Raw genomic sequence first — 26,394 nt, forward strand, 5'->3', positions numbered from 1 at the left:
TCCCGGGTCAGGTAGATCTCGCCGCGGGTCAGCAGGTCCTGGACGGTGACCTCGAAGTAGGCGGGCAGCAGGTCGCGCCGCCGTACGGGGTCGGGGAACAGACACTCGGCCCAGGGGTCCTCGGCGAACGCCTCCGACAGGAGCGAGACGACGCGCGGCACGTCGGAGGCGTCCGCCGACCGGAAGTCGACTTCGGCACACGGCTCGGCCGCACCTTCGTACTCGCCCATGTGCGGGTTCTCCGTTCCGGACGGCGGGGGACACCCCCACCATGACCAGGCACCGCGCCCGCGCGCTGTTCGACTTGCTCCATTCGGTGGAGGGCTCTTACGCGCGTGAGGCGCCTGCCGGGGCCTCGCCCCGGCAGGCGCCTCCGTGCCGGACCTCGCTACGCGTTCTTGAACACCGCTTTCTGGACTTCGTCCGGCCCGTCGAAGTGGTCCGGCGAAACTCCGTCGAGCTTCGAGACGACGGAGTCGTTGGCGCCGTTCTTCTGGGCCAGCGACACCAGTTCGTCCTTGCTGGTGGGGTACTCGGCGCCTTTGAGCGCCTTCTGCAGGTCGATGGGGCTCAGGTCCGCCATGGTGCTCTCCTTGTGGTCGTTGGTTGCCCTTGCTTGCCCTTGCTTGCTGTGCTTGTCGGTGCGTTCTGGTTGTTGCTCACCGCTGCCGGGGACGGGCGTCTGCGACGGCGGCGACGATCTCGGTGACGTTCGCGTACGTGGCCCCGTCCGGCATGCTCCGCGCCGCCTCCAGCACGGTGTCCGGGGCGTGGTTGGCCTGGAGGGCGTCCAGTACCGTCTGCCGGTCGGCCGGGAAGGTGGCACGTTCGAGGTGGCGCGCCAGTTCCAGGCGCAGAGACTCCGTGTCGGCCTCCGCGAGCGCTTGGTCGCGTTCACCGCCGGGTGGAGGGACCGGCCCGCCGGGGTCCACGCGGATGTCGTCGTCCGCCGGAGGCTCGGGGTCGTTGCCCTCCTCCACGTGTGTGTGCTGACCGGACCGGAGATAGCCCTCCAGTTCGTGCTTCATCTCGTCGTCCTTGCGGGGACCGACCTGGTTGCTGCCTCGCTCCATGTGTGCACACCTCGGTTCGTGCGAGTGCTTGCTATTGCGTCGGATGCGTCTATCGCGTCTGTCGCGTCGGGTCGCGGCGCGGGAGGGGTCCGGGGCGAACTCAGCGGGCGAACTAGTAAGTCCAGCGCAGCAGCGCGCCGATACCGCCGGCCGGGATGTCGGTGACGACCGCGCCCGGCGGGCCTCCCGGCCGGTCCGTGCCGTCCGAGCCCTCCTGGCCCGTGTCGTCGGACAAGTCGGACAGGGAAGGCTTGCCGTCACTGGGCAGGGGGAGCACGAGGACGTCCGCTCCGGTGGCGGCGGCCGAGCGCAGCAGGGCATCGTCCGCGCGTACCGAGTACGGGTCGCTCTCCCCCAAAGTGTGCGCATCGCCGCGGCTGACCGCCACTTGGTCGGGGCCGGGGCCCACCCAGGTCTCCCGGCCCAGGTCGGGGCCGTCGGGGCGCAGCAGCAAGGTGTCGATACGGTGCTCGCGGGCGGCCTCCACGACGGCCGGGACGCCCTCGACCGCGCCCTCAGGCCGGTCGTCCTTGCTCGACCGGCCGGCCCGGAAGCGGTCCAGGGCCTCTTCGACGCGGCGGCCCGTGTACTCGCCGCGGGCGCGTTCGATGGCCTCTTCCAGAGCTGAGGAGTCGGAGCCCGCGGCACGTCCGCCGTGCTCGGTCTCCACCGTGACCTCGCGGACGGCCTCGGGCAGCTTCTCGTGCACCGAGGGCCGCTCGCGCGGATCGCCGACCAGCACCACGAGCTCGGCGCCGGACTCCTCGTACGCCGTGGCCAGCGCGTCGGCGATCTCGGCGGCGTTCTGCTCCCAGGTGTTCTCCACCTTCAGCTGGAAGTGCCGCTCGGACCAGTCCGACGTCGCGGTGCGGTGGACAGGCCACTGCCGGCCCTCGACCCCTCCGATGTCCCGCGGTCCGCCGGGGCCGCGGCGTTCGAAGTCCGCGCCGGTGCGGTCCACGTACGCCACGAGACAGACGGGGTCCTGCCCGGACAGCTCGACCAGCGGCATCAGCCGGGGCAGCGGGGCCCAGGAGGCGAGCTGGCCCTGTGGGGCGCGGGAGAGGCGGTGGGTGAGCACCACCTCGCCGTCGGCGGCGAAGAGGGCCCGGCCCGCCGGGTATTCCGCGACAGACGTGCCGGTCAGGGCCTCGCCGACCGCCTTGACGGTCGCCTGGTCGGCGCCCTGCTCCGCCAAGGTCCGGCAGACCTCCCGGACGGAAAGCTCCCGCCGCTTCGCCCCCGACTCGTCGTTCTGACCGAGGCCGAAGTAGACCGTGGCCCATGGACCTGAGCGGTCGAAGAGCGGCCCCAGAAATGACAAATGCATGCTTCCTCCTCAATCATCCCGGTTCACCCTGTTTCATCCTTGTACGGGGCCTGGGTACCCGAGGAGCTGCGAGGAAATCATCCAGAACTTTTTCGTCGCGGGATGCGCGTCGACGCAGGTCGCTGCGACGATCTCGGCATGGATGCGCGAGTGGTCGGGATACCCGAGGTGGACGGTGCCGAGCAGGTGGCCGTCGTGATCGATGTGATGCGGGCGTTCACCACCGCCCCGTGGGTGTTCCACCGCGGGGCGGAGAAGATCGTTCTTGCCGCCGACGAGGGTGAGGCGCTGGCGCTCAAGGCGGCTCACCCGGGCTGGCTCGCGCTGAAGGACGGCGCACGGGTCAGCGGATTCGACCTGGTCAACTCTCCCGCCCTCATCCAGGGGGCTGATCTGGCCGGTCGCACCGTGATCCAGAAGACCACCGCGGGGACGGTCGGGGCCCTGGCCGTGGTCGAGGCGAAGGTGGCGCTGTGCGCGAGCTTCGTCGTGGCCGGTGCGACGGCCCGGGCCCTGGCGCAGGCCGGGGCCGGCTCCGTCACGTTCGTGGCCACCGGCGAGGACGGCCGTGCCGCCGAGGATCTGGCCTGCGCCGAGTACCTGCACCGTCTGGTGGCCGGGGACCGGCCCGACCCCGGCCCCTATCTGCACCGCGCCCGGACATCCCCGGCCGCGGACGACCTGCGCGACGGGCGGCGCCTCGGTGCGGACCCCGCTGATGTGGAGCTCTGCCTGGAGCTGGACCGGTTCGACTTCGCCATGGAGGTCGGGCTCGAGGAAGGACTGGCGGTGCTGAGGCCGCGCCGGGCCTGACTGTCGGCCCGTACCTCAGTCCGTCACGCAGGACCGGAAGAGGTGCAGCAGGTCAAGGGCGGCCGGGCTTCCCGCGTCGAAGGGCCGGCGTCGTTGAACTCGGTCTTCCCGTGGGACAGCGGCAGCAGCATGCCCTCAGCCTCCCCGATATTGGCGCCGGTGTCAGGCACCACGAGATGATCAGCGCATGGTGGATGTGGATGTGGATGTGGATGTGGGTGTGATCTTCTTCGATCTGGACGGGACCCTGGTCGATCACCGAAGCGCGGTCTGGGAGACGATCGGCCGCGTCATCGAGGCCGCGCCGAACGCGACGGCTCGGCGGGAGGAGTTGCTGGCGTCGTGGTGGGCGCTGGAGGCGCGGCACATGCGGGAGTACCTGGCCGGCCTTCTGGACGACTGGATCGCCGAGCGCTACCTGACGCCGTTCGCGGAGTCCTGGCGGTGCTATCCCGATGTCCAGCCCTGCCTGGAGGCCCTGACACAGCTTCCCGGAGCTCCTCGGCTCGCCGTTCTCACCAACGGGGATCCTGCGCAACAGCGCGCCAAGCTCGCCCGGTTCGGCCTCCTCGCGTACTTCGACGCCGTGCTGACCCCGACCGAGCTGGGTGCGGCCAAGCCCGCCGCTTACGCGGCCGCGTGCCGGTGGATGCGGACGGAGCCCGCGCACGCCGTCAACGTGGGCGACATGCTCAGCAGCGACGTGCGGGCAGCCACCCTCGCCGGGCTGACCGGCATCTGGCTGGACCGCGGCATCGACTTCGTCACCGGCGGACCGTCCCCGGCGGCGGACGAGACGGTACTCCGCATAGAACGCCTCACCGCCCTCCCCGACCAGCTGTCCCGGACCGCCTCGGGGTCAATGCGGGTCGACGCCGACGAGCGATGACCGTGGCAGGGCCGGTTACCGTACCCGGATGCTGCATCTGCGCCTGATCACCCCGGCCGACACCACGGACGCCGCGGTGCGTCTGATCGAGAACACGGTCGGCACCGCACACCTGGTACTCCTGCCGAAGGCTGCACGGGACCCGGCCGGGGACGTCGTGATGTGCGACGTCGCCCGGGAGGCCGGGGACGAACTCATCGACGGCCTGCGGAAGCTGGGGCTCGACCGGGCGGGATCGATCGCCGTCGAGAACATCGACCTGTCCCTCTCACACCGCGCGGAGGAGGCGGAGGAGGCGGCGCCCGGCGAGGGCGCGGACGCCGTGCTGTGGGAACACCTGGAGGACACCACACACGAGGAGTCGACGCTCACCGTCACCTACATGGCGTTCCTCGTCATCGCCACGATGATCGCGGCCTGCGGCGTCGTCCTCGACAACGCCATCCTGATCGTGGGCGCCATGGCCGTCGGACCGGAGTTCGGCCCGCTCGCGGGCGTCTGCACGGCCCTGGTCCAGCGCGCTCCGCGCCTCGCCCTGCGCTCGCTGATCGCGCTGCTCGTCGGGTTCGCGGCGGCGATGGTGCTGACGGTGGGTTTCAGCGCCTTCATGGACGCGGTGGGCCTGTTCACCGAGGGGCAGTTGGAGGCGGAGCGCCCCAACACCGGTTTCGTCTACGCGCCGGACTGGTTCTCGTTCGTGGTCGCGGTGCTCGCGGGCGCCGCCGGCATGCTCTCCCTCACGTCGGCGAAGTCGGGCGCCCTGGTGGGGGTGGCCATCTCGGTGACGACCGTGCCCGCGGCGGCGAACGCCGCGGTCGCCCTCAGCTACGGCGACATGGCCCAGACGTGGGGCTCCACGAAACAACTCCTGCTGAACCTTCTCGGCATCGTCCTGGCCGGCACGCTCACCCTCCTCGTCCAGAAGTATTTGTGGGGCAGGCAACGCACACGGGCCGCCGAGCGCGGCGGTCGGAGCGGCCGGGGCTGAGCCCGGACGCACGTCGCAAGTAAGAGGGTGCGCATACGTGTTCTCAGCGCGGTCGCCTGTGGCCTGTGGCCTGTCGCCTGTCGCCTGTCGCCTGTCGTCCGTAGGGAGGGGTTGGTAAGGGTGCCAAGGATGGGGGAGTGGGCGGAGCCGGCCTACGTCCCGGTGGATGACGTACTCCGGGACGTCGCCGGCCTGGGCGGATTCTTCGTCCTGCCCGCCGGGGGCGGCGTCCGCACGGGGACGGCGGCGTTCGCGGACGGCTTCGCCGCGCGGGCTCACGAGGTGAATCGCCGGTACGGGACGAGCGAGAAACGTATCGGATGGTCCGTCGCACACCTGGGACTCGCGGCACGGCTGTGGTCACCGTTGCTGGCCTGCACGGTCGTGCACGGCATCGTGCCCGACCTGAACAACCTGGAGTGGGCGGACGGCAGTTCGGCGATCCGGCTACGAGGTTCTGCCACAGGGCGACCGGTCGACCGGCTGCCCGACCCGGCCCAGGCGGTGTACGAGCAGGTGGCCGGCCCGCTCGCGGGGCTGGAAAGCACGTTCGACGTGAAGGTCGCGCCCCGGCTTCTGGACGGGAACGTCGCCTCCGCGCTGGTCGGCTCCGCGGCCGTGCTGCTGCGAGCGCGCCCCGACACGGGCCCGGCGCTGACCCGGCTGACCCACGCCTTGCTCGGCACCGGACGCCTCGTGGCCACGGGCGATGTCACCGGCCCGGAACTGACCTTCCGGCGACGCAGTTGCTGCCTCTACTACCGCGCACCCGGCGGCGGAAAGTGCGGCGACTGCTGTCTGTGAGACCACTGGGACCGTTGAGGCCGTCAAGACCCGCGCGGTGTCGCCGCACGTCCGTCCGGGACCGGACGGACACCTGCGGTGTGTCACTGCCGGTCGACCGCGGCACGGACGAACCGCCGCACATGGGCCCTGGTCTCCGCGGGACGCTCGAGCCACGGTTCGTGTCCCGCGTCGTCGATGCGCGTCAGCGGAACACCGAGGCGTGAGGCGAGCGAGGCGAGGGCGGACAGCGGGCGGGGGTCGTCGGTGCCGCCGAGGATCTCCGTCTGGCGGGGCAGACGCGCGGCCAGTTCGTCGAGGTGCTGCCCGAGCGGGTCGCTACGTCCTTCCGCGCCGAGTTCACGGTTCATCGTCCAATTGACGGGACGCCGGCGCAGGGCGTCCAGTGCGGCCCACTCCCAGGCGCGTTCGGGATCGGCGTGATCGGTGAACCAGGAGAGGGTGAGCAACTCGGTCTCCTGCTCCTCCGTGCGGCCGATCAGGTTTTCCAGCTCGCGAAGCCGTTCCTGCTGCTCCGGCGTCATCCGCCGGGCCCGTTCCGCCCGGTCGGCCGTGCGCCAGTCGCCGACGAAGGGTCCGCACAGCAGAAGCATCGCGGCCACCCGGTCGGAGTGGGCGACGCAGAAGCGGGCGGCGAGGTCGGTGCCGTAGGAGTGGCCGATGAGCACGGCCGCGGGCACACCCCAGATGTCGAGCAGCTCGGCGAGGTCGTCGACATGTCGCTTGCGGGTGTGGCGGCCCTGCCAGGGGGATCTGCCCGTGCCCCGTTGGTCGTAGCGGTACACCGGCGCGAGGTCCGCCGACATGGCGGCGACGTCGTCCAGGTAGTCCGGGAGGCCGGGGCCGCCGTGGAGCAGGACCACGGCGGGCGCGCCGTCCTCCTGCCGAGGCGAGTCACCGTCCAGTCGAACCCAGTGAATGCGGGCGCCGTCGGTCATGGCCCCGTGCCCGTGCGTCTCCGTGAGATCCACCGAGCAGAAGCTACCGGTGCGGGGGCGGTGTGTCACTCAACCGGACCAGTGGTGCTGGGGATCGAGTCGTCCTGCGATGAGACCGGTGCGGGCATCGTGCGGGACGGCGACCTGGGGTCCGTGTCCTTCCCGCGCCCGAACGGACCCGGCCGTCCTCCCGCTGCACCGTCGGGCCCGCTGGTGGCGGCGAGTCTGAGCCGTAGCGGTCAGAGTCCGGCCCGGTGGGGAGTGGCCGGGGCGGAAGGACTCGGCCGAGAAGACGCTCATGGCCGCCCGGCCGGTGGTGGAGATCACCCTTGTCACGCTGTCCGAAGAGGTCCGCGCGGACGATGTGGAGCGCTTGGGCGACACCTTGGCGACGCTTCGCGCGAACCTGGAGGCGGACGCGCAGGGCACGACCGAACAACCGGGTCCAAGGTCCTGTCAGAATTCAGAAGGCCCCCTCTTCCCAGAGGAACCAGACGGGCCGCACTGTCGGCCCACTGTCGGCCCGCTCGTCGCGATCCGGGCGGTGAGCGGCTGCTGCAGGAAGGCGTCCACATCGAGACCAGAGGCTTCCACTCCACAATCCTCCATTGCGGCCGGTCACTTCACCACCGTCCCGCGACCCAGGACCGCAGGTACCAGGTACCAGGTACGGCGAGTCCGCCCAAGGAACGAGAACGAATGAGCCCTCTCGATCGCCTCACGGAACTCTGTCCCCCACCGGCAGCACGCCGGCAGCCGGTGGACTGGGCGCGCGTGGAGTCCGCGCTGGGCACCCCTCTTCCCGGCGACTACAAACAACTCACCGCCACATACGACCCCGGCTGCTTCGCCGGCTACCTCTGGGTCTACGACCCTCGGCACACATCCGTTCACGTCAACCTCGTGGGCTCGGCCAGTGACCGGATCCGTCAGCAGATGGAGTCCGATCAGGCTCGCGGCATCTATCCGGCTCCCGTTGACGCAGCGCTCCTGCTGCCCTGCGGCGCCACGGACAACGGTGAGCACCTGTTCTGGGCGACGGCTCCGCAGGGGCGACCGGATGCCTGGACGATCGTCGTCAACGAAGCGCGCGGGCCCCGCTGGTTCCACTTCCCAGGCAGCCTGACGGAGTTCCTGGTCGCCGTCCTGGGCGGAGAGACGGCGGTCCCGCAGTTCCCGGCGGATCTCCTGAAAGGCGGCACCGGGTTCGAACCCTCGGATCCGGACCAGTGGTATCCACCGATGCCGACGGTGACACCGCCCCTCGACTCGGCGGCCATCCGCGCCTGGGGCCGGGCCAACGGCTTCACCGTGCCCCTGCGCGGACGTATCCCTTCCGCGGTGTGGCGGGCGTGGGAGAAGGCGACCGGAGACGAGGCGTTGCCTGACGGCGGTCCGGGTCGCCCCTGCTGAGGACCGGCTGCCGCGGCTCGGAGCGGACCAGCACGCGCTCGACGCGGTCTGCGGAGCGGGCCCCTTCACGGGCGCGGGCCCTTTCACGGGCGCGGGCTTTCGCTCGGGCGGTCGGCCGTCCTCCCCGCAGGCGCGGCGGAGAACGTGCGTGTGCTCGGCACCATGGCCGCCACGGCGGGCGTCCTCCCTGGACTACTTCCTCCTCTCCTACGGCCTCGCCCCGATCGACCTCGCCGTCACCGCCCCCGCCATCGACACGTTCGGAGCCAGTCCGGTCCTCGCGGGTCGCGCCGCCCTCTGCTTCGCCGCTCAGCCGCACGACGACGACCTCGCCGCCTACGAACACCCGCGCCGCATGCTCCGCCGGGCCGAGCTTTCGAGGACGCGCAGCGATGGCGCGTTCCAGGGGCGCACCGTCGACCAGAGGCGCTTCCGCCCGTCGCGCTCGCCGCTTCGAGTACCGCGGATGCCGCCTCGGTGGCGTGGCCCTGCCCGTGCACGTGCCGGAACAGTTCCTTCGTAGGCGATCTCCGGTTCGTCGAGGGAAGACCGGCCTACCGTGCGATGCCGGTGCGTGCCGACGCGGCGCGCTGATCCTCGATCATCCGCCGGTTGTCCTCGATGGGCGTCGATGTCGGAGGCACAGGGCATGCCGACGCCCGACACCTTGATGACGCCCGACGCCGACGCCCGACGCCCGGCATCCGACGTCTCGGAGGGGACTGCCTCGACCATGCAGGCGGCGATGGGCTCGGCCGCCGGGCCCGACCGTCAGCTGCGTCGACTCGTGGTGTGCAGTGACTGGGCCAGGAGCAGGAGCCCCGCGGTTCCCGCCCCCACGGCTCCTCCAACGGCCAAGGCCTTGTGGGAGGAGTTCCAGGACATCACCGACCACCGGGAGTGCGCCGAGAACAACGACCCCGTGCTCAGCCACGATCCGGTCGAGATCAGGGACAGCGCGGAGCCGATCGAGCCCACCGACAGGGCGCTTCCGATCGAGCCGATCGAAAGCGCCGAGCCGACGGAGCCCACGGACAGCACCGAACCCGCTGACCCGATCGACAACACGGAGTCCTGCGACCACAAGGACAGCACTGAACCAGAGGAGGGGCGACGGACCGACCGTACCGGCAGTTTTGTCATGCGGTGATTCTGCCCTGCGGATGCCCAAAGGTGGTCCCCTTTCGGGTGGTCAGGACAGGTTTTCTCGCCCGCCACGTATCGTGTTCCTGCGCAGAATGCGCTGGTGGGAGGGGGCATGGGCATGGACGGGTCGCAGCCGGGTGCCGGTATGCAGGTGGGGCCGTACGTCGTGGAGCGGGCGCTCGGCGAGGGTGGGATGGGCGCTGTGTACCTGGCCCGGTCCCGCGGTGGTCGGCCGGTTGCCGTCAAGGTGGCACACGCCGAACTGGCACGGGACGCCGCCTTCAGGGAACGGTTCCGCGCCGAGGTGGAAGCCGCCCGGCGGGTGGGAGGTTTCCACACGGCGCCGGTGGTGGACGCCGATCCGGCCGCGGAGCGGCCCTGGCTGGCCACTGCCTATATCGCCGGCCCCACTCTGGCTGGTCTGCTCACCGAACAGGGGCCGATGGACGAGGCCCGGCTCCGCGGTCTCGGCGCCGCGCTCGCCGAGGCGCTGCAGGCCATTCACGGGTGCGGCCTTGTACACCGTGATCTGAAGCCCGGCAACATCATCATGGCCACCGACGGACCCCGCGTACTCGACTTCGGCATCGCACGCGCCGTCGAGCACTCCCGCCTCACCACGACCGGTACCGGCATCGGCACCCCCGGGTTCCTCGCCCCGGAGCAGGCCGAAGGTCTTGAAGTGACCGGTGCGGCCGATGTGTTCGCCCTTGGCGCCGTCCTCGTGGCCGCGGCCGGGGGCAGCGCCTTCGGAGGGGGCACCCCGATGGCGTTGATGTACCGCACCGTTCACCATGACGCCGACATCAGCGCCGTTCCGGTGGCTCTGCGACCGGTCGTGGAGACCTGTCTGGCCAAGAGTCCGGCACAGCGCCCCACGCCGGAGCAGGTGCTGGAGGCACTGGCCACACCAGTGCCGACCGTCACCCCTGCCACAGCGCCCGACGTTCGACCGCCGCTCCCGCCCCACGACGCCCCGACCACGACCTCCCCCGGCCGACCCGTCGCCCCTCCGCCTCCCTCCTACTCCCCGACCGCCCTCTCACCGGCGACACCTGGGCAGCGGGAAGAGGCCGCGTTCCTGGCCACGGACCGCAAGAACGGAATCGTGGGCGACAGCCGCGGCATCTCCCTCGGCATGGACGGGACCACGATCGATCTGCCCTGGCCGTTCATCACCCAGGTCCTCTACGACCAAGCCATCCGCACCTTCGGTTACGGACTGACCGTGACCGTCGCAACAACGAACGGCGAGCGCTACGCGTGCCAGGTGAAGACTCGTCAGGCCGAGCGGCTCGAGGAATGGATCGACGCGTTGGAGGAGCTGCTCGAGCGTCACCTCCGGCACCGGTGAGCACCGGCACCGGTGAGCACCAGCACCGGTGAGCACCAGCACCGGTGAGCACCGCAGCGCCGGGCCCGGCACTGCCCGCGTACTCGGCTGGGGGGCGTGCCGCCGACGCGCAGGCGGCATGACGGCCTGACCCGCGAAAAACCTTTGCGCACACCGGTGCCCGGATGATGGCCTGGCACGGTGATCGAGCGTGATGGAGTGGCGGGTGTCCGGTCGTTGACACATGTGTGGGTGAGCCGGCAGTTGGGGGCCGGTGAACGGGTCGTCGGAGCCGAGCCGTTGCATGGTGGTCTCACCGCTGAGATGCGGCGGCTGACCGTCAGGCATCGGGACGGCGGCACCCGTGTCCTGGTGTTGCGGACCTTCGTCGACGAGGAGAACGCCGAGGACTGGCTCGGCAGGGAGGCTTCCGCCCTCGCCCTCCTGCCGGGGACCGGGGTACCGGCCCCTGAGCTGATCGCGGTCGATCCGACCGCGGCGCACTGTGAGTACCCGTCGCTCCTCATGACACATCTGCCGGGGCGGACGGTGCTCGACGACGAGGGAGTGGAGCGGCGTGTCGCGCTGCTGGCCCGGCAACTCGTGGCGATCCACGCCTTGCGCCCCGCCGCACGGCCCCGCCCGTACGTGGCCTTGACGACCGCCGACACCGTCGTGACTCCGCGCGGCGCCGACGCGCGCACCTGGGCCGCGGCGACCGACGTGATCCGCAGGCCCGCACCGCCCTACGAGGGGCGCTTCCTGCACCGGGACTTCCAGCCCGGCAACGTACTGTTCGACGTCCCGTCGTCCGGTCCTGCGGATGCCCGCATCACCGGCGTCGTCGACTGGGCGGCGACCTCCTGGGGCCCGGCGGACCTCGATGTGGCGCACTGCGCCGTCACTCTCGCGCTCCTGCACGGTCCGCAGTGGGGTCTGCGCTTCCCCGAGGCGTACGAGGAGGCCGGCGGGGTGCCGGCCGCTGCCGCGAGCCGGCGGCTGTACTGGCTGGTCCGGGACGCGCTGGCCTCCTCGGAGGAGGTGTGCGAGGTGTCACGGGTCTGGCGGGAGGCGGGGAGGGCGGAGCTGACGACGCGCACCGTGGAGGAACGGCTGGACGCCTATGTCACCGCCTTGATGGACACTTGGGGCTGAGCGCTGGTGCCGATGGCGGGTGGTGGGCGGCGGATGGCCGGTAGCCGGTAGCCGGTAGCCGGAAGCCGGTGGTGAGCGCACCGATGAGTTCGCCGTTCGTCCGGGGTCTTCCCTGCGACGAGTCGCCCGATGGACCCCGGTGTTCCGGAGAAAGCAGCGAAGCCATGACCAACAATCCGATTCGGCTGTACATGTCGATGTCGCTCGACGGTTATGTCGCCGGACCCGACGACGAACCGGGCCAGGAGCTCGGGCGCGACGGCGGTCGGCTCTTCAACTGGCTCGACGACCGGGGATCCGACGGCCCGAGCGGCCAGGTCTACCGCGAGGCGCTGGCGACCGGCGCGGTGATCTCCGGCCGTCGGACCTTCGAACTCGCCGGGCGCTGGCAGGGCGACCACCACGACGGCGTACCGATCCTCGTACTCACCCACCGGATCGACGACGAGGACGTGCCGCCCGGCCACGCGCGCTTCGTCACCGACGTCGAGGACTGCGCCCGGCAGGCTCGCGCGGCGGCCGGGGACAGAGCCGTGATGGTGCACGGGGCCGGGGCGGCCCAGGCGCTTCTCCGAGCGGGGCAGATGGACGAGATGGAGATCCATCTGGTGCCGGTCCTTCTGGGGGAAGGCCGACGGCTCTTCGACCACCTGGGCAGCGAGCACATCGAGCTCGACCTCGTCCGGCGGCTCGAGGACCGGGACGTCACGCATCTGCGCTACCAGGTGCGCCGGTCCGAGGAGAAGGCCGCGTGAGAACACAGGCCGCCGAATCCCAAGCCGAGATCTGGCCCCTGATCCGGGCCGAGCGGGCGGCGCTCGCCGCCGATCTCGCCGAGCTGCGCGACGACCAGTGGGCGGCCCCCTCACTGTGCGCGGGGCTGTCCGTGCGCGAGGTCCTCGCACATCTCACCGCGGGGGCGAGCCTCAACCCGGTGCGCTGGCTGGCGGGGGTGGTCCGCTGCCGGTTCGACTTCGACAAGCAGGTGGCGATGCGGCTGGCCGAACAACTCGGCGCGACCCCGGCCGAGACGCTGGAACGGTTCCGGCGGACCGTTCCCAGCCGGACGAAACCGCCCCTTCCCGTCGTGGCCATGCTCGGCGAGACGATCGTGCACGCGGAGGACATCCGGCGCCCCCTGGGCATCCGTCGCGACCACCCGGTCGAGGTCGTCACGCGGGTGGCCGAGTACTACCAGGGGTCGGACATGGTGGTCCTCGCCAAGGGACGCATCGGCGGCCTGCGACTCGTGGCGACCGACGGCCCGTTCGCTACGGGGTCCGGCGCGCTCGTGTCCGGGACCACCCTGGCTCTGACGATGGCCATGACCGGACGCGCGGCCCCTTGCGAAGAACTGTCGGGCGACGGCGTCGAGCGCCTCCGGGCGCGTTGCGAAACGGCGTAACAGGGCAGGGAGTGCCGTCTCTCCGCCCACGGGGGTGGCGGAGAGCCGGACAGGCGCAGACCTGCTCAGACAGGCGCAGACCGCTCAGGCAGGATCAGGCAGGACAGACCTGTTCAGGCCGAACCAGCCCGGATCAAGCAGGACAGACCTGCTCAGGCCGGGTCAGGCAGGACAGACCCGCTCAGGCCGAACCAGCCCGGATCAGACCGGAGCTGACAACTCGGCCCGCTCCGTGCGGCGTTGCGCCGCCAGCGCGGGATCGAGGGCGGGGACGGCGGCGAGGAGCCGCTTCGTGTACGGGTCCTTCGGGTCCGCGTACACCGTCTCCACCTCGCCCTCCTCGACGATCCGGCCGCCGCGCATGACGGCGACCCGGTCGCTGACCTGCCGTACGACGGCGAGATCGTGCGCGATGAAGACCAGGGCCAGGCCCAGCTCGCGCTGCAACCGGCCGAGCAGCGCGATCACCTGGGCCTGCGTCGTCACGTCGAGCGCGGAGACCGCCTCGTCGCAGACGATCAGGTCCGGCTCCCCGGCCAGGGCGCGCGCGATCCCGACCCGCTGGCGCTGGCCCCCGCTGAACTCGTGCGGGTACCGGTCGTACTGACCGGGGTCGAGGCCGACGCGTTCGAGGAGATCGCCGACCCGGGACCGGATGACGCTCTCGTCGCGCTCGCCGGACGCCCGCAACGGGTCGGCGACCGACTCGCCGATGGAGCGGCGCGGGTTGAGGGAGGACTGGGGATCCTGGAAGACCATCTGCACGCGCGCCCGCCGTGAGACGCTGCCGGACGTGGGGTCGAGCAGCCCGACGAGCATGCGTCCGAGCGTGGTCTTGCCACTGCCGCTCTCGCCGACGACGCCGAGGGTCTCGCCCCGGCGGACGGCGACGGAGACGCCGTCGACGGCGGTGTGGGCGGACGCGCCCTTGCCGAAGACCCGCACCAGGTCGACGGCTTCGACGAGCGGTTCCGACGGGTCGGTCACCGAGGTCGCGGCCGTGACCGGAGGGCCAGCCGCCGTGATGCGCGGCACCGCCGCGAGCAGCGCCTTCGTATAGGGCTCGCGCGGAGCGAGCAGTACGTCGCCGACCGGCCCCCGTTCCACCGCCCGGCCCGACTGCATGACGAGTACGTCGTCGACCGACTCCGCCGCGACCGCCACGTCGTGCGTGACGAGGAGCAGGCCCATGCCCGTCTCGGTGCGCAACTGGTGCAGCAGGTCCAGGATCTGCGCCTGCACCGTGACGTCCAGGGCGGTGGTCGGCTCGTCGGCGATGAGGAGCTGCGGCTCGCAGGCGAGCGCCATCGCGATCAGCGCGCGCTGCCGCATGCCGCCGGAGAACTCGTGCGGCCGCGACCGGGCACGCCGGGCGGCATCGGGGATCCGGACCCGGTCGAGGACCTCGACGGCCCGCGCCCGCGCCGCACGCCGGGAGACCCGGTGGTGGACCCGGTAGACCTGGGCGATCTGGTCGCCGACCGCGTAGTACGGGTCGAGCGAGGAGAGCGGGTCCTGGAAGACCATCGCGGCCCGGCCGCCGCGCAGCGACCGCAGCTCGGCGTCGTCCGCCGCGTTCACGTCGGTTCCGGCGACCTCGACCGAGCCGGTGACCTCGGCGCCCGTACCGCGATGGAGGCCGAGGAGTGCGTACGCCGAGGCGCTCTTGCCGGAGCCGGACTCGCCCACGACGCCGAGCGCGCGGCCCGGTTCGAGGGAGAACGACAGGTCCCGTACCGCCCGTACGTCGCCGAACGAGATGGAGAGACCGGAGACTTCGACCAGGCTCACGCGAGCACCACCCGTCGGTCGGCCATCGCGTGCAGGACGTCCGCGACGGTGTTGGCGAGGACGACGAAGAAGCCGGTGGTGAGTACCAGGCCGACGACGACCGGAAGGTCCACGGTTTTCACGGCGTCGACGAGTTCACGGCCCACTCCGGGGATGCCGAAGAGGGACTCGGTCAGGACGGCGCCGCCGAACATCGCTCCGACGTCCAGCGCGGCGAGCGCGATGACCGGCGCCAGTGCGCCGCGCAGGGCATGCCGGCCGACCAGGGTCCCCTCGCCGACCCCGTACGCGCGGAAGGTGCGCACATGGTCCTCGGCGAGTGTCTCGAGCATCGAGGCGCGGGTCATCCGGGCGTACGGGGCCGCGGAGATCAGCGCCAGGGAGATCCAGGGCAGCAGCAGGTTCCACGCCCACTGCTCGGGGTCGTCGGTGAAGGGCACGTAGTCCGGGAACGGCAGGATCTGGAGCCAGGTCACCAGCAGGATGATGAGCAGCAGGCCGATGACGAAGACCGGGGTGGCCATGCCGGCGAGCGTGATCCACATCAGGACGCGCTCGGTGGCACGGCCGCGCCGCCACACCGACAGCACCCCGGTGCCGACACCGAGCACGGTCCACAGGACGAAGGCGCCGACGACGAGCGAGGCGGTCGCCGGTAGCTTGGCCAGGATCAGGCCGGTGACCTGCTGGTCGCTCTGGTACGAGAGGCCGAGGCAGGGGGCCTGGCAGTGCATGGTCCCGGTGCCGGTCGAGTAGTCGCGTCCGGCGAAGAGCGCCTCGACGAAGTGCGCGTACTGCACGTACAGCGGGTCGCCCAGGTGCAGTTGTTCGCTGACCTGCGCGACCTGCGCGGGGGAGCAGCGCGGGCCGCACGCGATCTGCGCGACGTTGCCGGGAGCCACGTAGAAGGCGGCGTAGACGACGATGCTGAGCGCGACGAGGACGAAGACCGCCCCGCCGACGCGCCGGAGCAGGAACCCCCTCATGCCCTGGCCTCCTTGGTGTCCTTGGTGTCCTTGGTGTTCTTGGTGCCCTTCGTCTCCTCGGCACGCTTGTCGCGTCCGGTGCCGATCCGCAGCCGGGACTCGGCGCGCGGGTCGAGCGCGGTGCGCACGCCGTCGCCCAGGACGGTCAGCGCGAGGACGGTGACGAACAGCAGCAGGGCGGGGATCAGCAGATAGCTGGGGGCCGCCTGGTACCAGGTGTCGGCGTCGCTGAGCATCTGTCCCCAGGACGGTGTGGGCGGTTTGATGCCGACCCCGAGGAACGACAGGGCCGCCTCGACGACGATGTTGGCGGGGAAGAGCAGCACCGCGTACGTGATGACGGGCGCGGCCAGGGCCGGAAGCAGCTCGCGCCGGGCGACCTGCCACCCGCTCCAGCCGCTCAGCCGGGCGGCGGCGACGTGGTCGAGCGATTTGAGCGCGAGGGTCTGGGCCCGCACGATCTTCGACGTACCGGCCCAGCCGACCAGGCCGATGACGACCGCGATCAGGACCGGACGCGGGAAGGAGGCCGGGACGACGGCCAGGGCGCCGAGCGCGATGACCATGACGGGCAGGGCGACCATGACGTCGGTGACCCGGCTCAGCGCCTGGTCGACGAAGCGGTTGCCGAGACCGGCCGCGAGCCCGACGAGGACACCGATCGCCACCTGGAAGACGGTCGCGGTGAGCGCGACGCCGAGCGAGACACGGGCGCCGTAGACGACACGGGCGAACAGGTCGCGGCCGGTGAGGGGCTCGACACCGAGCCAGTGGTCGGCGCTGATCCCGCCGAGCGAGCCGATCGGTACGCCGCCGGTCGCCGAGTCGACGAGCGTCGGGTGGTACGTGGTGGGGTTCTGCCCTTCGAGCGCGGTGAGCAGGGATGCCGCGAGGGCGACGAGGACGAGGAGGGCGACGATCGCGCCCGCGACGAGGGCCGCCCGGCGGGCCCGCAGGCGCCGCCAGAACGTACGGCCCCCGGGGGCGGGGGCCGCGATCACGGCCCCTACCCCCTCCGTCTCCTCGGCGAGGAGTGTCTGAGTCATGGCTACTTGACCGCGACCTGCGAGACGTCGAGCACACCGGTCCAGTCACTGATCACGATGTTCTTGACGGACTTGCCGTACAGCCGCTTGTAGACCGGATGGAACAGCGGCACCGTCAGGGCCTGCTCGCCGACCTTCTTGTCGAGCGCGCCCCAGCGGTTCGCGGCGGCGCTCAGGTCGGTCAGCTTGTTGATCTCGTCGATCTCCTTGTTGACCGAGGCGTCGTCCAGCTGGGCCGCGTTGAAGTTGTACCCGGCCTTGACGATCTGGCGGCCGTCGAAGACCGGGGCGAAGAACGGGCCGCCGGAGGGCCAGTCGGCGCCCCAGCCGGTGAGGAAGAAGCCCGGCTCGCTCTTCACGTCGTGGATGGTCTCGGAGTAGTCGTTGTCCTCCAGGCCCTGGAGCTCGACGGTGATGCCCGCCTTCTTCAGCGCCTCCTGGACGGAGGTGGCGATCTCCGGGCTGGTGGCGAAGTCCTTCTCGTTGGAGTGCGTGAGGGTGACGGTCAGGCCCTTGGCGTAACCGGCCTCCTTCAGCAGCTCCCTGGCCTTGGCCGCGTTCCCCGACTTTCCGGCCGGGAAGTGGTCGTAGGGCGTGTAGCCGAAGGACTTCTGGTCGGGCAGGAAGGTGGTGGCGGCCTCGGCGAGCGAGGAGCCGCCCGCCGCGTTGACCACGGAGGAGCGGTCCACGGCGTAGGCGATCGCCTGGCGCACCTTCGGGTTGTCGAACGGCTTCACCTTCGGGTTGAAGGCGATGTAGTTGGTGTAACCGAAGTGTCCGGTGCCGACCCGGGCGGCGAGGTCCTTGTCGCCGCTGACCTTGGCGAGTTCGGCCGGGCCGAGGTTGGTGTCGGTGGTGACGGCGGCGGCGTCGGCGCCGCGCGATGCGGAGAGCCGCTGGTTGATGACGGCGGAGTCGAGGCCGGAGCGGACGTCGATCCGGTCGGGGTAGGCCTTGCGCTCCTCGTCCGTCGAGGCAGACCAGTGGGTGTTGCGCTCAAGGACGAGACGCTCGCCGTCGCCCTCGTTCCTCACGACCTTGTACGGGCCCGAGGAGAGCGGGTGTTGCTCGTACTTCGTGCCCTCGTCCTTGGCCTCGGGCACCGGCGTCGTCTGCGTCTGGGTGGCGAGGTAGGGGAACTCGCCCTCGGGCTTGTTCAGGTGGAAGACGATGGTCTTCTCGTCGGGCGTCTCGATCGAGTCGAGGCCCTTCTTGTCCTTGTACGGGCCCTCGTAGTCGGCCCCGCCGACCAGCCAGTCCCGCAGGTAGGGCGCGCCGCCGGACAGCTCGGCGGCGAAGGAGCGCTCGATGCCGTACTTGATGTCGGCGCTCGTGATCTCGGTGCCGTCCTCGTACTTGAGGCCGTCCTTGAGGGTGTACGTCCACACGGTGGCGTTCTTGGTCGGGGTGCCGAGGTCGGTGGCCAGGTCGGGGACGACCTTGGCGCCGGCGGCGCCGTCCTCGCGGTTGCGCGTGGTGAGCGTACGGAAGACGAGGGAGGGGATGTTGCCGCCGCCCGAGGTGTAGAGCCGGGCGGGGTCGAAGTCGGTCTGCGGGGTGCTGTTCAGGACGGTGAGTGTGCCGCCCTTGTGCGGGGCGCCCGAGGCGCCGGCGGAACCGTCCTTGCTGTCCTGGGGGCCGCAGGCCGCGGCGCCCGCACCCACGGCGAGTACGGCTGCCGCCGCGGTCAGGCGGCGCGATATGAAGGGCGGTTGACGCATCGGGACATGACCTCTCGGAGTACTGCCACAACGGGATGAGAACCGCGCAGGCGGCACCGAGGAGTTCGGGTGGCGAAGAAGGCGACCGGATTCACCGGGACTGTCGCGCCTGCGGGTGAAGGGATGCAGGTGCGCAGTCGGGGAGAAGTGCGACGCGCACGCTGGCAGGCGTCAGCAACAGTGGATGTCGGAGACGCTGTGCCCGGTCACACCGATGAGCGCCAGCCGGAAGGCGGCGTTCGCGGGGGTGGAGGGGCTGCGTGACATGGACAGGAATATGAATCACCGATCCGGGAAATGTCAACGCGTGGTGAGACGAAACGTCTCAATGTGTGGACTGGTGAGGCAACACCGCTTGCGCGCGGTGAAGTTGACCGAGCGCTCATGGGCGAAGGCGATCGTGCAAGTGTCGTGCAAGTGTCGTGCAAGTTTGGAAGACTTCACCGCTGGTTACGTCGTCCACCATGCAGACACGATTCATCGGCAATGACACCGTCGGACGGCACGAGGTCGGGGCCATCGGGCTGGGCCTGATGACGTTCGACCAGACCGGGGCCCAGCCGCGCGCGCAACTGCTCGACACGGTGAGCGCCGCGCTGGACGCGGGCGTCACCCTCTTCGACACCGCCGACGCCTACGGCCCCGGCGCGGAGAAGGGTGCGGACGCCCAGGGCGAGAACGAGCGCCTGATCGCCGGACTCCTCGACGAACTCGGCGTACGCGACCGCGTGCTGCTCGCCACCAAGGGCGGCCACGTCCGCACGGAGGGCGGCGACTGGGCCACCGACAGCTCCGCGCCGCATCTGCGCAAGTCCGTCGACGACTCGCTGCGCCGCCTCGGCGTCGAACAGATCGCCCTGTGGCAGCACCACCGGCCGGACCCGGCCGTCCCCTACGAGGAGGTCGTGCACACGCTCAAGGAGATCCACGACAGCGGCAAGGTCGCCATGGTCGGCCTGTCCAACGCGAACCCGGAGCAGATCCGGCGGGCCCACGCAGTGCTCGGCCCCGCGCTCGTCAGCGTGCAGAACCAGTTCTCGCCCGCCTTCCGCGGCAGCCGTCCGGAGATCGACGTCTGCGCCGAACTGGGCCTCGCGTTCCTGCCCTGGAGCCCGCTCGGCGGCCTGAACCGTGCCAAGGGCCTCGCCGAGGACCACCCCGCCTTCCAGGAGGTCGCCTCGGAGCTCGGGGTCAGCCCGCAGCAGGTGGCGCTGGCATGGGAGCTGGCGCAGTCCCCCGTGGTGATCCCGATCCCCGGTGCGAAGCGCCCCACCTCCGTCACCGACTCCGCCGCCGCGGCCGGCCTCGAGCTCAGCGCGGAGCAGCTCGCCCGGCTCGACGCGGCCTGACACGCTCGCGTCGCCGCGCACGCCCTACAGCTCGGCGAGGCGGACCCGACCGTGTCCCCGCCGCGGTGCACGCGCAGACGGTCACGTGTCGCTCGTGGCGGTGCTCCGGCGGGCTCGCGCGGCGCGGACGCGGTCGCCGCAGCGGGTCGAGCACCAGTGGCGTCGGCCGTGGGTGCGTACCAGGAAGCGGTCGCAGGGCGCGGCGCCGCAGGCGGCGAGTCGGTCGGCGTCCGGGCCGGTCAGCAGATCGGCGGCGTCGGCGGCGAGGGTGGCCAGCGCATGGTTCACGGCCTGGTCGGTGGGGTGGGCGGGCGCGCGGTGGGGGCCCTGTGCCGCGTCCCAGGCGAGCAGGGGCGCGGTGGGGACCCGGGTCAGCGCCTCGTTCAGCGCGCGTACGGATCGCTCCGGTGGGACGTGCCCTTCGACGCGGGCGGCGAACAGTGCGCGTACGTGTCGGCGCAGTGTGCGCATGCGGTGCGCGCACGTGTCGTAGACCCGTACGTCGGGCGGGGTCAGGTCGTGCCCGGCAAGCCAGGACATGGCGGAGTCCGGGGCGGCCAGCACGTCGTATGCGTTGCCGCCGGGCAGGGTGGTCGCGGTGTCGGCGAAGTCCACGGAGAGGTACCGGTCGGCGCCGGGGGCGGGGGGCAGGGGGGCGACGGCGCGTTCGGTGGCTTGCATGTCCTCATGGTAAACCTTGCGCTTTTCCGTGACGTCGGCCTAGCGTGGGCATCATGGGAAACGACGAACGTATCCATGATGTCGGTGTCGGTGTCGGTATTAGTGGTAGCGGGAGGAGCAGTTCGGTGCCGGTGCCGGTTCCGGTTCCGGTTCCGGTGCACACCTTCGGTGGCCCCACGGCTCTGATCGAGTACGGCGGGCTGCGCCTGCTCACCGACCCCACGTTCGACGCCCCCGGCGAGTACCCGTCGCCCGGCGGTGGCCTCACCAAGACGCGCCCGTCCTCGGCCGCGCCCGCGGACGTCGGCCGTATCGACGCCGTGCTCCTCTCCCACGACGAGCACGCCGACAACCTCGACCACGGTGGCCGCGCTCTGCTCGCGGACGTGCCGCTGACCCTCACCACCCCCAGTGCCGGGCAGCGCCTGGGCGGCACCGCGCGGGGCCTGACCCCCTGGGAGTCCGTGGGCCTGGACCGGCCCGGCGGCGGTAGCGTGACGGTCACGGCCGTACCCGCTCTCCACGGTCCGGAGGGGTGCGAACCCGTCACCGGAGAAGTCACCGGCTTCGTCCTGACCGGCGAGAGTCTCCCCACCGTCTATGTGAGCGGCGACAACGCCTCGCTCGACCTGGTCCGCCGGATCGCCGACCGGTTCGGGCCGGTCGACACCGCGGTTCTCTTCGCCGGTGCCGTCCGCGTGCCGGCCCTCTTCGACGGCGCGCTCCTCACTCTCGACAGCGCCCAGGCTGCCGAGGCCGCCACGATCCTCGGCGCCCGCCGGATCGTCCCCGTCCACTTCGACAGCTGGGCCCACTTCAGCGAAGGCCGCGATCCGCTGCTCGCCGCCTTCACCGCCGCCGGTCTCGCCGACCGCGTCGAGCTGGCCTGACACCCTGCACCGGCCGGTGGGACGGCCTTGGGAGGTTCGTCCCACTGAACGTCGCAACGTCGCAACGTTGCCGTGGTCGAACGTGGGAGGTCCGGGTCGGCGGGACGACGGTGGACGAAGCACTGGCCGAACTGGCCGTGCTCGCCGCCCGAAGGCGTTCGAGCGCGACGAGTTGGGCTCCGTGGCCCGCGAGGCACGTTCTCCGAAGGCGCACGACTGGCTCGTGAACTACGTCGTGAAGAAGAGCCCGCACAAGGAGGAGTTGCGCCGGGGATGGTCGGCGGACCCGGTTCCCCGGTCGCGAGCGCCGGATGGGCTCTGACCACTGAGCGCGTGGCGAAGAAGCCCGAGGGGCTCGATTTTCCGGGGCTGCTCGACGTCATCGGGACGGACCGGGGAGCCGGGTCAGAAGACGGTCGACGATCAGCCGGCCCGGGCCGCGCCGGAGGCGGCAAACACCACGATCATGGAAAACTTCTTCGCCGTACGGCCGGCTTCTGCGAGCGTGATGACGGCCATACCCTCGGCCACGGGTGCCCGGCTCGGCAAAGAGTTTCCCGGACCGCGATCCGCCAACCCTGGACCGTGTCGACCGTGTCGACGGCGTCGTCCGGTACACCGGCCTGGCACGGGCGGCGACCTGGGCGGGCGACACCGGCCGTTTCAATACCGCGCTAGAGCGGACGCTTCGTCGACGCTGGCCTCACACCGCTAGACCGCTACACCGCCAGACCGTCACACCGCTACACCCACACCTCCACACCGACGCAAGGGAGCACCATGCGGTACCGCACACTCGGCAGCTCGGACCTCCAGGTCTCCGAGATCTCGCTCGGATCCTGGCTCACCTACTCCGGCGGGATCGAGGCCGACAAGGTCCGGGCCTGCACCGAAGCGGCGTTCGACGCGGGGATCAACTTCTTCGACACCGCCAACGTCTACGGTCAGGGAGCCGCGGAGACGGCCTGGGGCGAGATCCTCTCCTCCCGCCCCCGCGACTCCTACATCCTGGCCACCAAGGTGTACTTCCCGATGTCCGACGACCCGGCCGACCAGGGGCTGTCCCCGGCGCAGATCGACAAACAGATCGACGCCTCCCTCACCCGCCTGAAGACCGATCACGTAGACCTGTACCAGGCGCACCGTTTCGACCCCACGGTGCCCGTCGAGGACATCGTCGAGGCGTTCCAGAAGGTCGTCGAGCAGGGCAAGGCCCGCTACATCGGCTTCAGCGAGTGGACCCCTGAGCAGATCCGAGCCGCGGTCGATGTCGCGGGGCCCGGCCTCTTCGTCTCCTCCCAGCCGCAGTACTCCATGCTGTGGCAGGCCCCCGAGGCCGAGGTCTTCGGCCTGTGCGCCGACAACGGCATCTCCCAGATCGTCTGGTCACCCCTTGCCCAGGGCGTGCTGACCGGCAAGTACAAGCCCGGACAGCCCGTCCCGGAAGGCAGCCGGTTCGCCTCCGCCGACATGGCCGTCTCCAAGGACCTGGTCTACAGCGACGCCACGCTCGAAGCGGTCCAGCGCCTCGTCCCGATCGCCGAGGAGGCCGGGATGAGCATGCCCACCCTGGCGCTCGCCTGGGTCCTGCGCCGCGGCGAGGTGGCCTCCGCGATCACCGGCGCTTCCCGTCCCGAACAGGTCCACGCCAACGCCGGCGCCTCCGGCGTGGACCTGCCGGACGACCTTCTCGCAGCGGTCGACCAGGCGCTCGGTGACGCCCCCGTCGCCGAACCCACCCTCGCCCCCGGCGCCCGGACCGGCATCAAACACCGCTGACCAGGCGCCGGTCAGGCCACTGCCGGGGTCAGTGCAGCACCTTGCCCTTGGCCCGCTGGAACTCCTCCTCCGAGATGTCGCCCTGCTCCCTGAGCCGGGACAGCTTCGTCAGCTCGTCGGCCGGGGTGGCAGGGGGCGTGTCGGACGCCGCGGTCCGGCGTACGTACTCGTCGAAATTCTTCTGACGGGACTCGGCGGCGCTGACCTCGCGGTGGCCCATGCCCCGGCCCCGGACGAGGACGTAGACGAAGACACCCAGGAACGGCAGCACGATCACGAAGACGATCCAGACCGCCTTGACCCAGCCGTTCAGCGCATCGTCGCGGAAGAGATCGCCGATGATGCGGAAGAGCAGGAAGAACCAAAGGATCCACAAGAAGAACCACATGGTGGTCCAGAAAACGCCGAAGAGCGGATAGTCGTAGGCGAGGGTGACGGAACTGCTCACAGTGCTGCTCTCCTTCCTCGCGCCCGCACGGCTTCGCGCGGGCGGCGGTGTCCCTCCGGGAGTTGCACTTCATTGAGCGACGCACCGGTCGGTACGGCATCACCCGCGGAAGGTGAGTTGAGCCGGGACGGCACCGGCCCCTCGTCAGAGCTGACGGAGCGTCAACCCTGTGCCAGGGAGCTCAGGATGCGGCTGAGGCCGTACTCGAAGCGGTCCTCGAAGGACGCGTCCGTCAGGTGAGGGGCGGCCTGGGTGAGCGAGGGGTAGTCGCCCGCCGCGAGCGCCTGAGCGAAGCGCTGTTCGTCGGCCGCCGCCCCCGTCGAGGCCTGTTCCTCCTGGGTGAGCCCCAGGGCGAAGTAGAGGACGGTCCAGCAGGCCCATGAGGCTTCGCGCGCGGGCAGTCCGCCGTCGAGGAGTGCCGCGATCATCTTCTCGGCGAAGGCCAGGGTGGCGGGTTCGGCGGCGTAGGTGCCGGTGACGATGGCGGCCCCGTCGCGGTGGGAGAGCAGCGCGCGACGGTAGCGGCGGGCGAGCTCGGCGACCCGCTCGTCCCAGGCGGCGGGCAGACCGTCGAGGGGCGCCTCGGCGACGATCGCGTCCGCCATCAGTTCCAGCAGCCGCGCCTTGGTCTTGGCGTGCCACAGCACGGTGTTCATCCGCACCCCGAGCCGGTCCGCCGTACCGCGCACGGAGACCGCGTCCGCGCCTTTGTCGTCCAGCAACTCCAGTGCCGCGCGGACCACGGCCCGGGGGTCGAGGCGGGGTCCGGCGGTCGTCCGCGTTTGCTTTTTGGTCACTGACCTAGTCTACTGGCGCTCCCGCGTCTTGGTCACTGACCAATAATAAGTCGAGTGCCGTCGCAGAGACGGTCACGGCAGAGACAGGCGCCGCGGGGACAGCCGCCGCAGGGACAGTCGTCATGGAAACAAGGGAGACGCCATGGAACAGGTCATCGTCGTCGGAGCCGGACCGGTGGGGCTCTGGCTCGCCGCGGAACTCCGCCTGGGCGGCGTGGAGGTGACGGTCCTGGAGGCGCGCCACGAGCGTGACCCGCACTCCAAGGCGCTCACCGTGCACCCGCGCACGCTCGAAGTACTCGCGCTGCGCGGGGTGGTGGACCGCTTCCTCGCCGAAGGGCGCCGCATCCCCGACGGCCACTTCGGCGGTCTCGACGAACGGATGTCCTTCGCCGGCCTGGACACCCCGTTCCCCTTCACCCTCGCCCTGCCGCAGGCCCGCACCGAGGAGCTCCTCGAAGACAGTGCGCGCGCCGCGGGAGCACACATCCGCCGAGGTCACAGGGTTATCGGGCTCACACAGGACGCGTACGGGGTGACAGTGCGGGCCGAGGGTCCCGACGGGGCCTGCCTTCTGCGGGCCGCGTACGTCGTCGGCTGCGACGGGACCCGCTCCACCGTCCGCGAGGCCGCCGGCATCGACTTCCCCGGCACCGGCGCCACCACCTGGGGGTGGCTCGGCGACGTGGTCCTGGACGAGCCGCCGCACACGCCCGTCCTCAACATATCGGGCCCGCACGGCGGCCTGATGGTGGTTCCGCTGCCGGGCGGCGTCCATCGCATCGTCGGCGGCGACCCCGAAGGCAGTCACGCCGACCGCCCGGGCCCCCTCACCCTTGACGAACTGCGCGCCAAGGTCGTACGTATCGCCGGCAGCGACTTCGGCATGCGCACCCCGAGCTGGCTGTCCCGGTTCGGCAACGCCACCCGCCAGGCCGCCCACTACCGCGCGGGCCGGGTCCTCCTGGCCGGCGACGCGGCGCACATGCACTACCCGGCCGGTGGCGTCGGCATGAACGTCGGCATCCAGGACGCCGCCAACCTGGGCTGGAAACTCGCCGCGACCGTCCGCGGCACAGCCCCGGACGCCCTCCTGGACACGTACCACGCGGAACGCCACCCCGTCGGCGCCGACCTGCTGCTCAGCACACGGGCCCAGACGGCGCTGATGAACCGCTCCACACCGGAGATCACCGCACTGCGCACCCTGCTCGCGCAGTGCATCGCCACCGTCCCCGAGTTCTCCCTGGAACTCGCCCGCCGCCTGTCCGCCCTCGCGGTCGCCTACCCCGCGAAAGGGGAGCACCCGCTGACCGGCCGACGCGCCCCGGACCTGGCGCTGAACGGCACCGGCCTCTTCGCGCTCCTGCACCCCGCCCGGCACGTCCTGCTCGATCTGACCGGAGCTGAGGTGTTGTCCGGTCCTTGTCACCGTGGCGCGTTGGCCGAGCCGCCCGCGGGATGGGCGGACGTGCGGGCCGCACTCCTACGGCCTGACGGTCACGTCGCCTGGGCCTGCGACGAGACGGACGACGCGGCCCTGGCCCGAGCCGCCCGTGCGGCGGTGGCCGCCACGCACGCGGGCTGAGGCGGAGGGGCCACCGAGCCCCCCGCCCGTG

At 71.1% G+C, this 26,394-nt stretch carries 26 protein-coding genes and 4 pseudogenes; 15 read left to right on the forward strand and 15 right to left on the reverse strand.

All coding sequences use genetic code 11. The features are described 5' to 3' along the window. From ACH4RC_RS28625 to ACH4RC_RS28640, 4 genes and pseudogenes are all read right to left on the reverse strand, one after another. A pseudogene (locus ACH4RC_RS28625) lies at positions 1–230 on the reverse strand (hypothetical protein); the annotation flags it as partial. A gap of 158 nt (positions 231–388) precedes the next feature. Continuing rightward, positions 389–583 carry a DUF2795 domain-containing protein gene (locus ACH4RC_RS28630; protein WP_398206030.1) on the reverse strand — a complete coding sequence of 65 codons (195 nt, stop codon included), beginning with the start codon at positions 581–583 and terminating at the stop codon, positions 389–391. A gap of 76 nt (positions 584–659) precedes the next feature. After that, a complete protein-coding gene (locus tag ACH4RC_RS28635) occupies positions 660–1,073 on the reverse strand; it encodes a DUF2795 domain-containing protein (RefSeq protein ID WP_398206032.1) in 414 nt (137 codons plus the stop codon). A 112-nt stretch (positions 1,074–1,185) separates the two neighbouring features. Further along, on the reverse strand, positions 1,186–2,403 hold the full coding sequence (locus tag ACH4RC_RS28640; RefSeq protein WP_398206033.1) for a Vms1/Ankzf1 family peptidyl-tRNA hydrolase: 1,218 nt from the start codon (positions 2,401–2,403) through the stop codon (positions 1,186–1,188). A 138-nt stretch (positions 2,404–2,541) separates the two neighbouring features. On the opposite strand from ACH4RC_RS28640, the gene ACH4RC_RS28645 reads away from it, so the two are divergent. From ACH4RC_RS28645 to ACH4RC_RS28660, 4 genes are all read left to right on the forward strand, one after another. Next, positions 2,542–3,216, forward strand: a complete 675-nt coding sequence (locus ACH4RC_RS28645; RefSeq protein ID WP_398206035.1) for a 2-phosphosulfolactate phosphatase — start codon at positions 2,542–2,544, stop codon at positions 3,214–3,216. A 187-nt stretch (positions 3,217–3,403) separates the two neighbouring features. Further along, on the forward strand, positions 3,404–4,105 hold the full coding sequence (locus ACH4RC_RS28650) for an HAD family hydrolase (protein WP_398206036.1): 702 nt from the start codon (positions 3,404–3,406) through the stop codon (positions 4,103–4,105). A gap of 28 nt (positions 4,106–4,133) precedes the next feature. Then, positions 4,134–5,093, forward strand: coding sequence for a DUF389 domain-containing protein (locus ACH4RC_RS28655; protein ID WP_398206037.1), 960 nt, complete (start codon positions 4,134–4,136; stop codon positions 5,091–5,093). A gap of 129 nt (positions 5,094–5,222) precedes the next feature. Then, positions 5,223–5,897 (forward strand): (2Fe-2S)-binding protein, encoded by a 675-nt coding sequence (locus ACH4RC_RS28660; protein ID WP_398206038.1) that lies wholly within the window; start codon positions 5,223–5,225, stop codon positions 5,895–5,897. An 83-nt stretch (positions 5,898–5,980) separates the two neighbouring features. Here the strand turns inward: ACH4RC_RS28660 and ACH4RC_RS28665 are convergent, their stop codons facing one another. After that, positions 5,981–6,868, reverse strand: coding sequence for an alpha/beta fold hydrolase (locus ACH4RC_RS28665; protein WP_398206040.1), 888 nt, complete (start codon positions 6,866–6,868; stop codon positions 5,981–5,983). Positions 6,869–7,301: 433 nt separating this feature from the next. Further along, positions 7,302–7,444: pseudogene (locus tag ACH4RC_RS28670) on the reverse strand (pyridoxamine 5'-phosphate oxidase family protein); the annotation flags it as partial. A 90-nt stretch (positions 7,445–7,534) separates the two neighbouring features. Here ACH4RC_RS28670 and ACH4RC_RS28675 point away from each other — a divergent pair. After that, positions 7,535–8,248, forward strand: a complete 714-nt coding sequence (locus tag ACH4RC_RS28675) for a hypothetical protein (RefSeq protein ID WP_398206042.1) — start codon at positions 7,535–7,537, stop codon at positions 8,246–8,248. Between the two features lie 375 nt (positions 8,249–8,623). On the opposite strand, the pseudogene ACH4RC_RS28680 reads toward ACH4RC_RS28675, so the two are convergent. Further along, positions 8,624–8,806 (reverse strand): annotated as a pseudogene (locus ACH4RC_RS28680) (GNAT family N-acetyltransferase); the annotation flags it as partial. 91 nt (positions 8,807–8,897) lie between these two features. On the opposite strand from ACH4RC_RS28680, the gene ACH4RC_RS28685 reads away from it, so the two are divergent. The 5 genes from ACH4RC_RS28685 to ACH4RC_RS28705 all read left to right on the forward strand — a co-directional run bounded on the left by ACH4RC_RS28685 (position 8,898) and on the right by ACH4RC_RS28705 (position 13,287). Continuing rightward, positions 8,898–9,398 carry a hypothetical protein gene (locus ACH4RC_RS28685; protein ID WP_398206044.1) on the forward strand — a complete coding sequence of 167 codons (501 nt, stop codon included), beginning with the start codon at positions 8,898–8,900 and terminating at the stop codon, positions 9,396–9,398. A gap of 114 nt (positions 9,399–9,512) precedes the next feature. Continuing rightward, positions 9,513–10,748: a serine/threonine-protein kinase gene (locus ACH4RC_RS28690; protein WP_398206045.1), complete on the forward strand. Its 1,236-nt coding sequence runs from the start codon at positions 9,513–9,515 to the stop codon at positions 10,746–10,748. A gap of 231 nt (positions 10,749–10,979) precedes the next feature. Continuing rightward, positions 10,980–11,882, forward strand: a complete 903-nt coding sequence (locus ACH4RC_RS28695) for a phosphotransferase family protein (RefSeq protein ID WP_398206047.1) — start codon at positions 10,980–10,982, stop codon at positions 11,880–11,882. Positions 11,883–12,046: 164 nt separating this feature from the next. Next, complete coding sequence (locus ACH4RC_RS28700; protein ID WP_398206049.1) at positions 12,047–12,637, forward strand: dihydrofolate reductase family protein; 591 nt, start codon at positions 12,047–12,049, stop codon at positions 12,635–12,637. After that, positions 12,634–13,287 carry a maleylpyruvate isomerase family mycothiol-dependent enzyme gene (locus tag ACH4RC_RS28705; protein ID WP_398206050.1) on the forward strand — a complete coding sequence of 218 codons (654 nt, stop codon included), beginning with the start codon at positions 12,634–12,636 and terminating at the stop codon, positions 13,285–13,287. Before ACH4RC_RS28700 ends, ACH4RC_RS28705 begins: the two co-directional genes overlap by 4 nt. A 201-nt stretch (positions 13,288–13,488) precedes the next feature. Here the strand turns inward: ACH4RC_RS28705 and ACH4RC_RS28710 are convergent, their stop codons facing one another. The 5 genes from ACH4RC_RS28710 to ACH4RC_RS28730 all read right to left on the reverse strand — a co-directional run bounded on the left by ACH4RC_RS28710 (position 13,489) and on the right by ACH4RC_RS28730 (position 19,098). Beyond that, on the reverse strand, positions 13,489–15,078 hold the full coding sequence (locus tag ACH4RC_RS28710) for a dipeptide ABC transporter ATP-binding protein (RefSeq protein ID WP_398206051.1): 1,590 nt from the start codon (positions 15,076–15,078) through the stop codon (positions 13,489–13,491). After that, positions 15,075–16,064, reverse strand: a complete 990-nt coding sequence (locus ACH4RC_RS28715; RefSeq protein ID WP_398206053.1) for an ABC transporter permease — start codon at positions 16,062–16,064, stop codon at positions 15,075–15,077. Before ACH4RC_RS28715 ends, ACH4RC_RS28710 begins: the two co-directional genes overlap by 4 nt. Continuing rightward, positions 16,061–17,110 (reverse strand): ABC transporter permease, encoded by a 1,050-nt coding sequence (locus ACH4RC_RS28720; protein WP_398206054.1) that lies wholly within the window; start codon positions 17,108–17,110, stop codon positions 16,061–16,063. Before ACH4RC_RS28720 ends, ACH4RC_RS28715 begins: the two co-directional genes overlap by 4 nt. A gap of 2 nt (positions 17,111–17,112) precedes the next feature. Continuing rightward, entirely contained in the window at positions 17,113–18,831 is a 1,719-nt protein-coding gene (locus ACH4RC_RS28725) for an ABC transporter substrate-binding protein (RefSeq protein ID WP_398206055.1), read from the reverse strand. A gap of 171 nt (positions 18,832–19,002) precedes the next feature. Then, positions 19,003–19,098, reverse strand: coding sequence for an Ms4533A family Cys-rich leader peptide (locus ACH4RC_RS28730; protein WP_398206056.1), 96 nt, complete (start codon positions 19,096–19,098; stop codon positions 19,003–19,005). Between the two features lie 197 nt (positions 19,099–19,295). Here ACH4RC_RS28730 and ACH4RC_RS28735 point away from each other — a divergent pair, with 197 nt between their 5' ends. Continuing rightward, entirely contained in the window at positions 19,296–20,180 is an 885-nt protein-coding gene (locus ACH4RC_RS28735; RefSeq protein WP_398206058.1) for an aldo/keto reductase, read from the forward strand. Between the two features lie 81 nt (positions 20,181–20,261). On the opposite strand, the gene ACH4RC_RS28740 is transcribed toward ACH4RC_RS28735, so the two are convergent. Then, positions 20,262–20,861 (reverse strand): ABATE domain-containing protein, encoded by a 600-nt coding sequence (locus ACH4RC_RS28740; RefSeq protein ID WP_398206060.1) that lies wholly within the window; start codon positions 20,859–20,861, stop codon positions 20,262–20,264. A 125-nt stretch (positions 20,862–20,986) separates the two neighbouring features. On the opposite strand from ACH4RC_RS28740, the gene ACH4RC_RS28745 reads away from it, so the two are divergent. The 3 genes and pseudogenes from ACH4RC_RS28745 (at position 20,987) to ACH4RC_RS28755 (ending at position 23,530) form a co-directional block, all read left to right on the forward strand. Continuing rightward, positions 20,987–21,751 (forward strand): MBL fold metallo-hydrolase, encoded by a 765-nt coding sequence (locus ACH4RC_RS28745; protein ID WP_398206062.1) that lies wholly within the window; start codon positions 20,987–20,989, stop codon positions 21,749–21,751. 145 nt (positions 21,752–21,896) lie between these two features. Further along, positions 21,897–22,135: pseudogene (locus tag ACH4RC_RS28750) on the forward strand (DNA alkylation repair protein); the annotation flags it as partial. Between the two features lie 396 nt (positions 22,136–22,531). Beyond that, positions 22,532–23,530, forward strand: coding sequence for an aldo/keto reductase family protein (locus tag ACH4RC_RS28755; RefSeq protein WP_398206063.1), 999 nt, complete (start codon positions 22,532–22,534; stop codon positions 23,528–23,530). Between the two features lie 28 nt (positions 23,531–23,558). On the opposite strand, the gene ACH4RC_RS28760 is transcribed toward ACH4RC_RS28755, so the two are convergent. After that, positions 23,559–23,978 carry an SHOCT domain-containing protein gene (locus tag ACH4RC_RS28760; RefSeq protein WP_398206065.1) on the reverse strand — a complete coding sequence of 140 codons (420 nt, stop codon included), beginning with the start codon at positions 23,976–23,978 and terminating at the stop codon, positions 23,559–23,561. Positions 23,979–24,139: 161 nt separating this feature from the next. Further along, positions 24,140–24,775, reverse strand: a complete 636-nt coding sequence (locus tag ACH4RC_RS28765) for a TetR/AcrR family transcriptional regulator C-terminal domain-containing protein (protein ID WP_398206066.1) — start codon at positions 24,773–24,775, stop codon at positions 24,140–24,142. Between the two features lie 142 nt (positions 24,776–24,917). On the opposite strand from ACH4RC_RS28765, the gene ACH4RC_RS28770 reads away from it, so the two are divergent. Then, a complete protein-coding gene (locus ACH4RC_RS28770; RefSeq protein ID WP_398206067.1) occupies positions 24,918–26,363 on the forward strand; it encodes an FAD-dependent monooxygenase in 1,446 nt (481 codons plus the stop codon). Positions 26,364–26,394: the final 31 nt, after the last annotated feature.

The organism is Streptomyces sp. NPDC016845 (assembly GCF_044332585.1).
Lineage (GTDB): Bacteria > Actinomycetota > Actinomycetes > Streptomycetales > Streptomycetaceae > Streptomyces.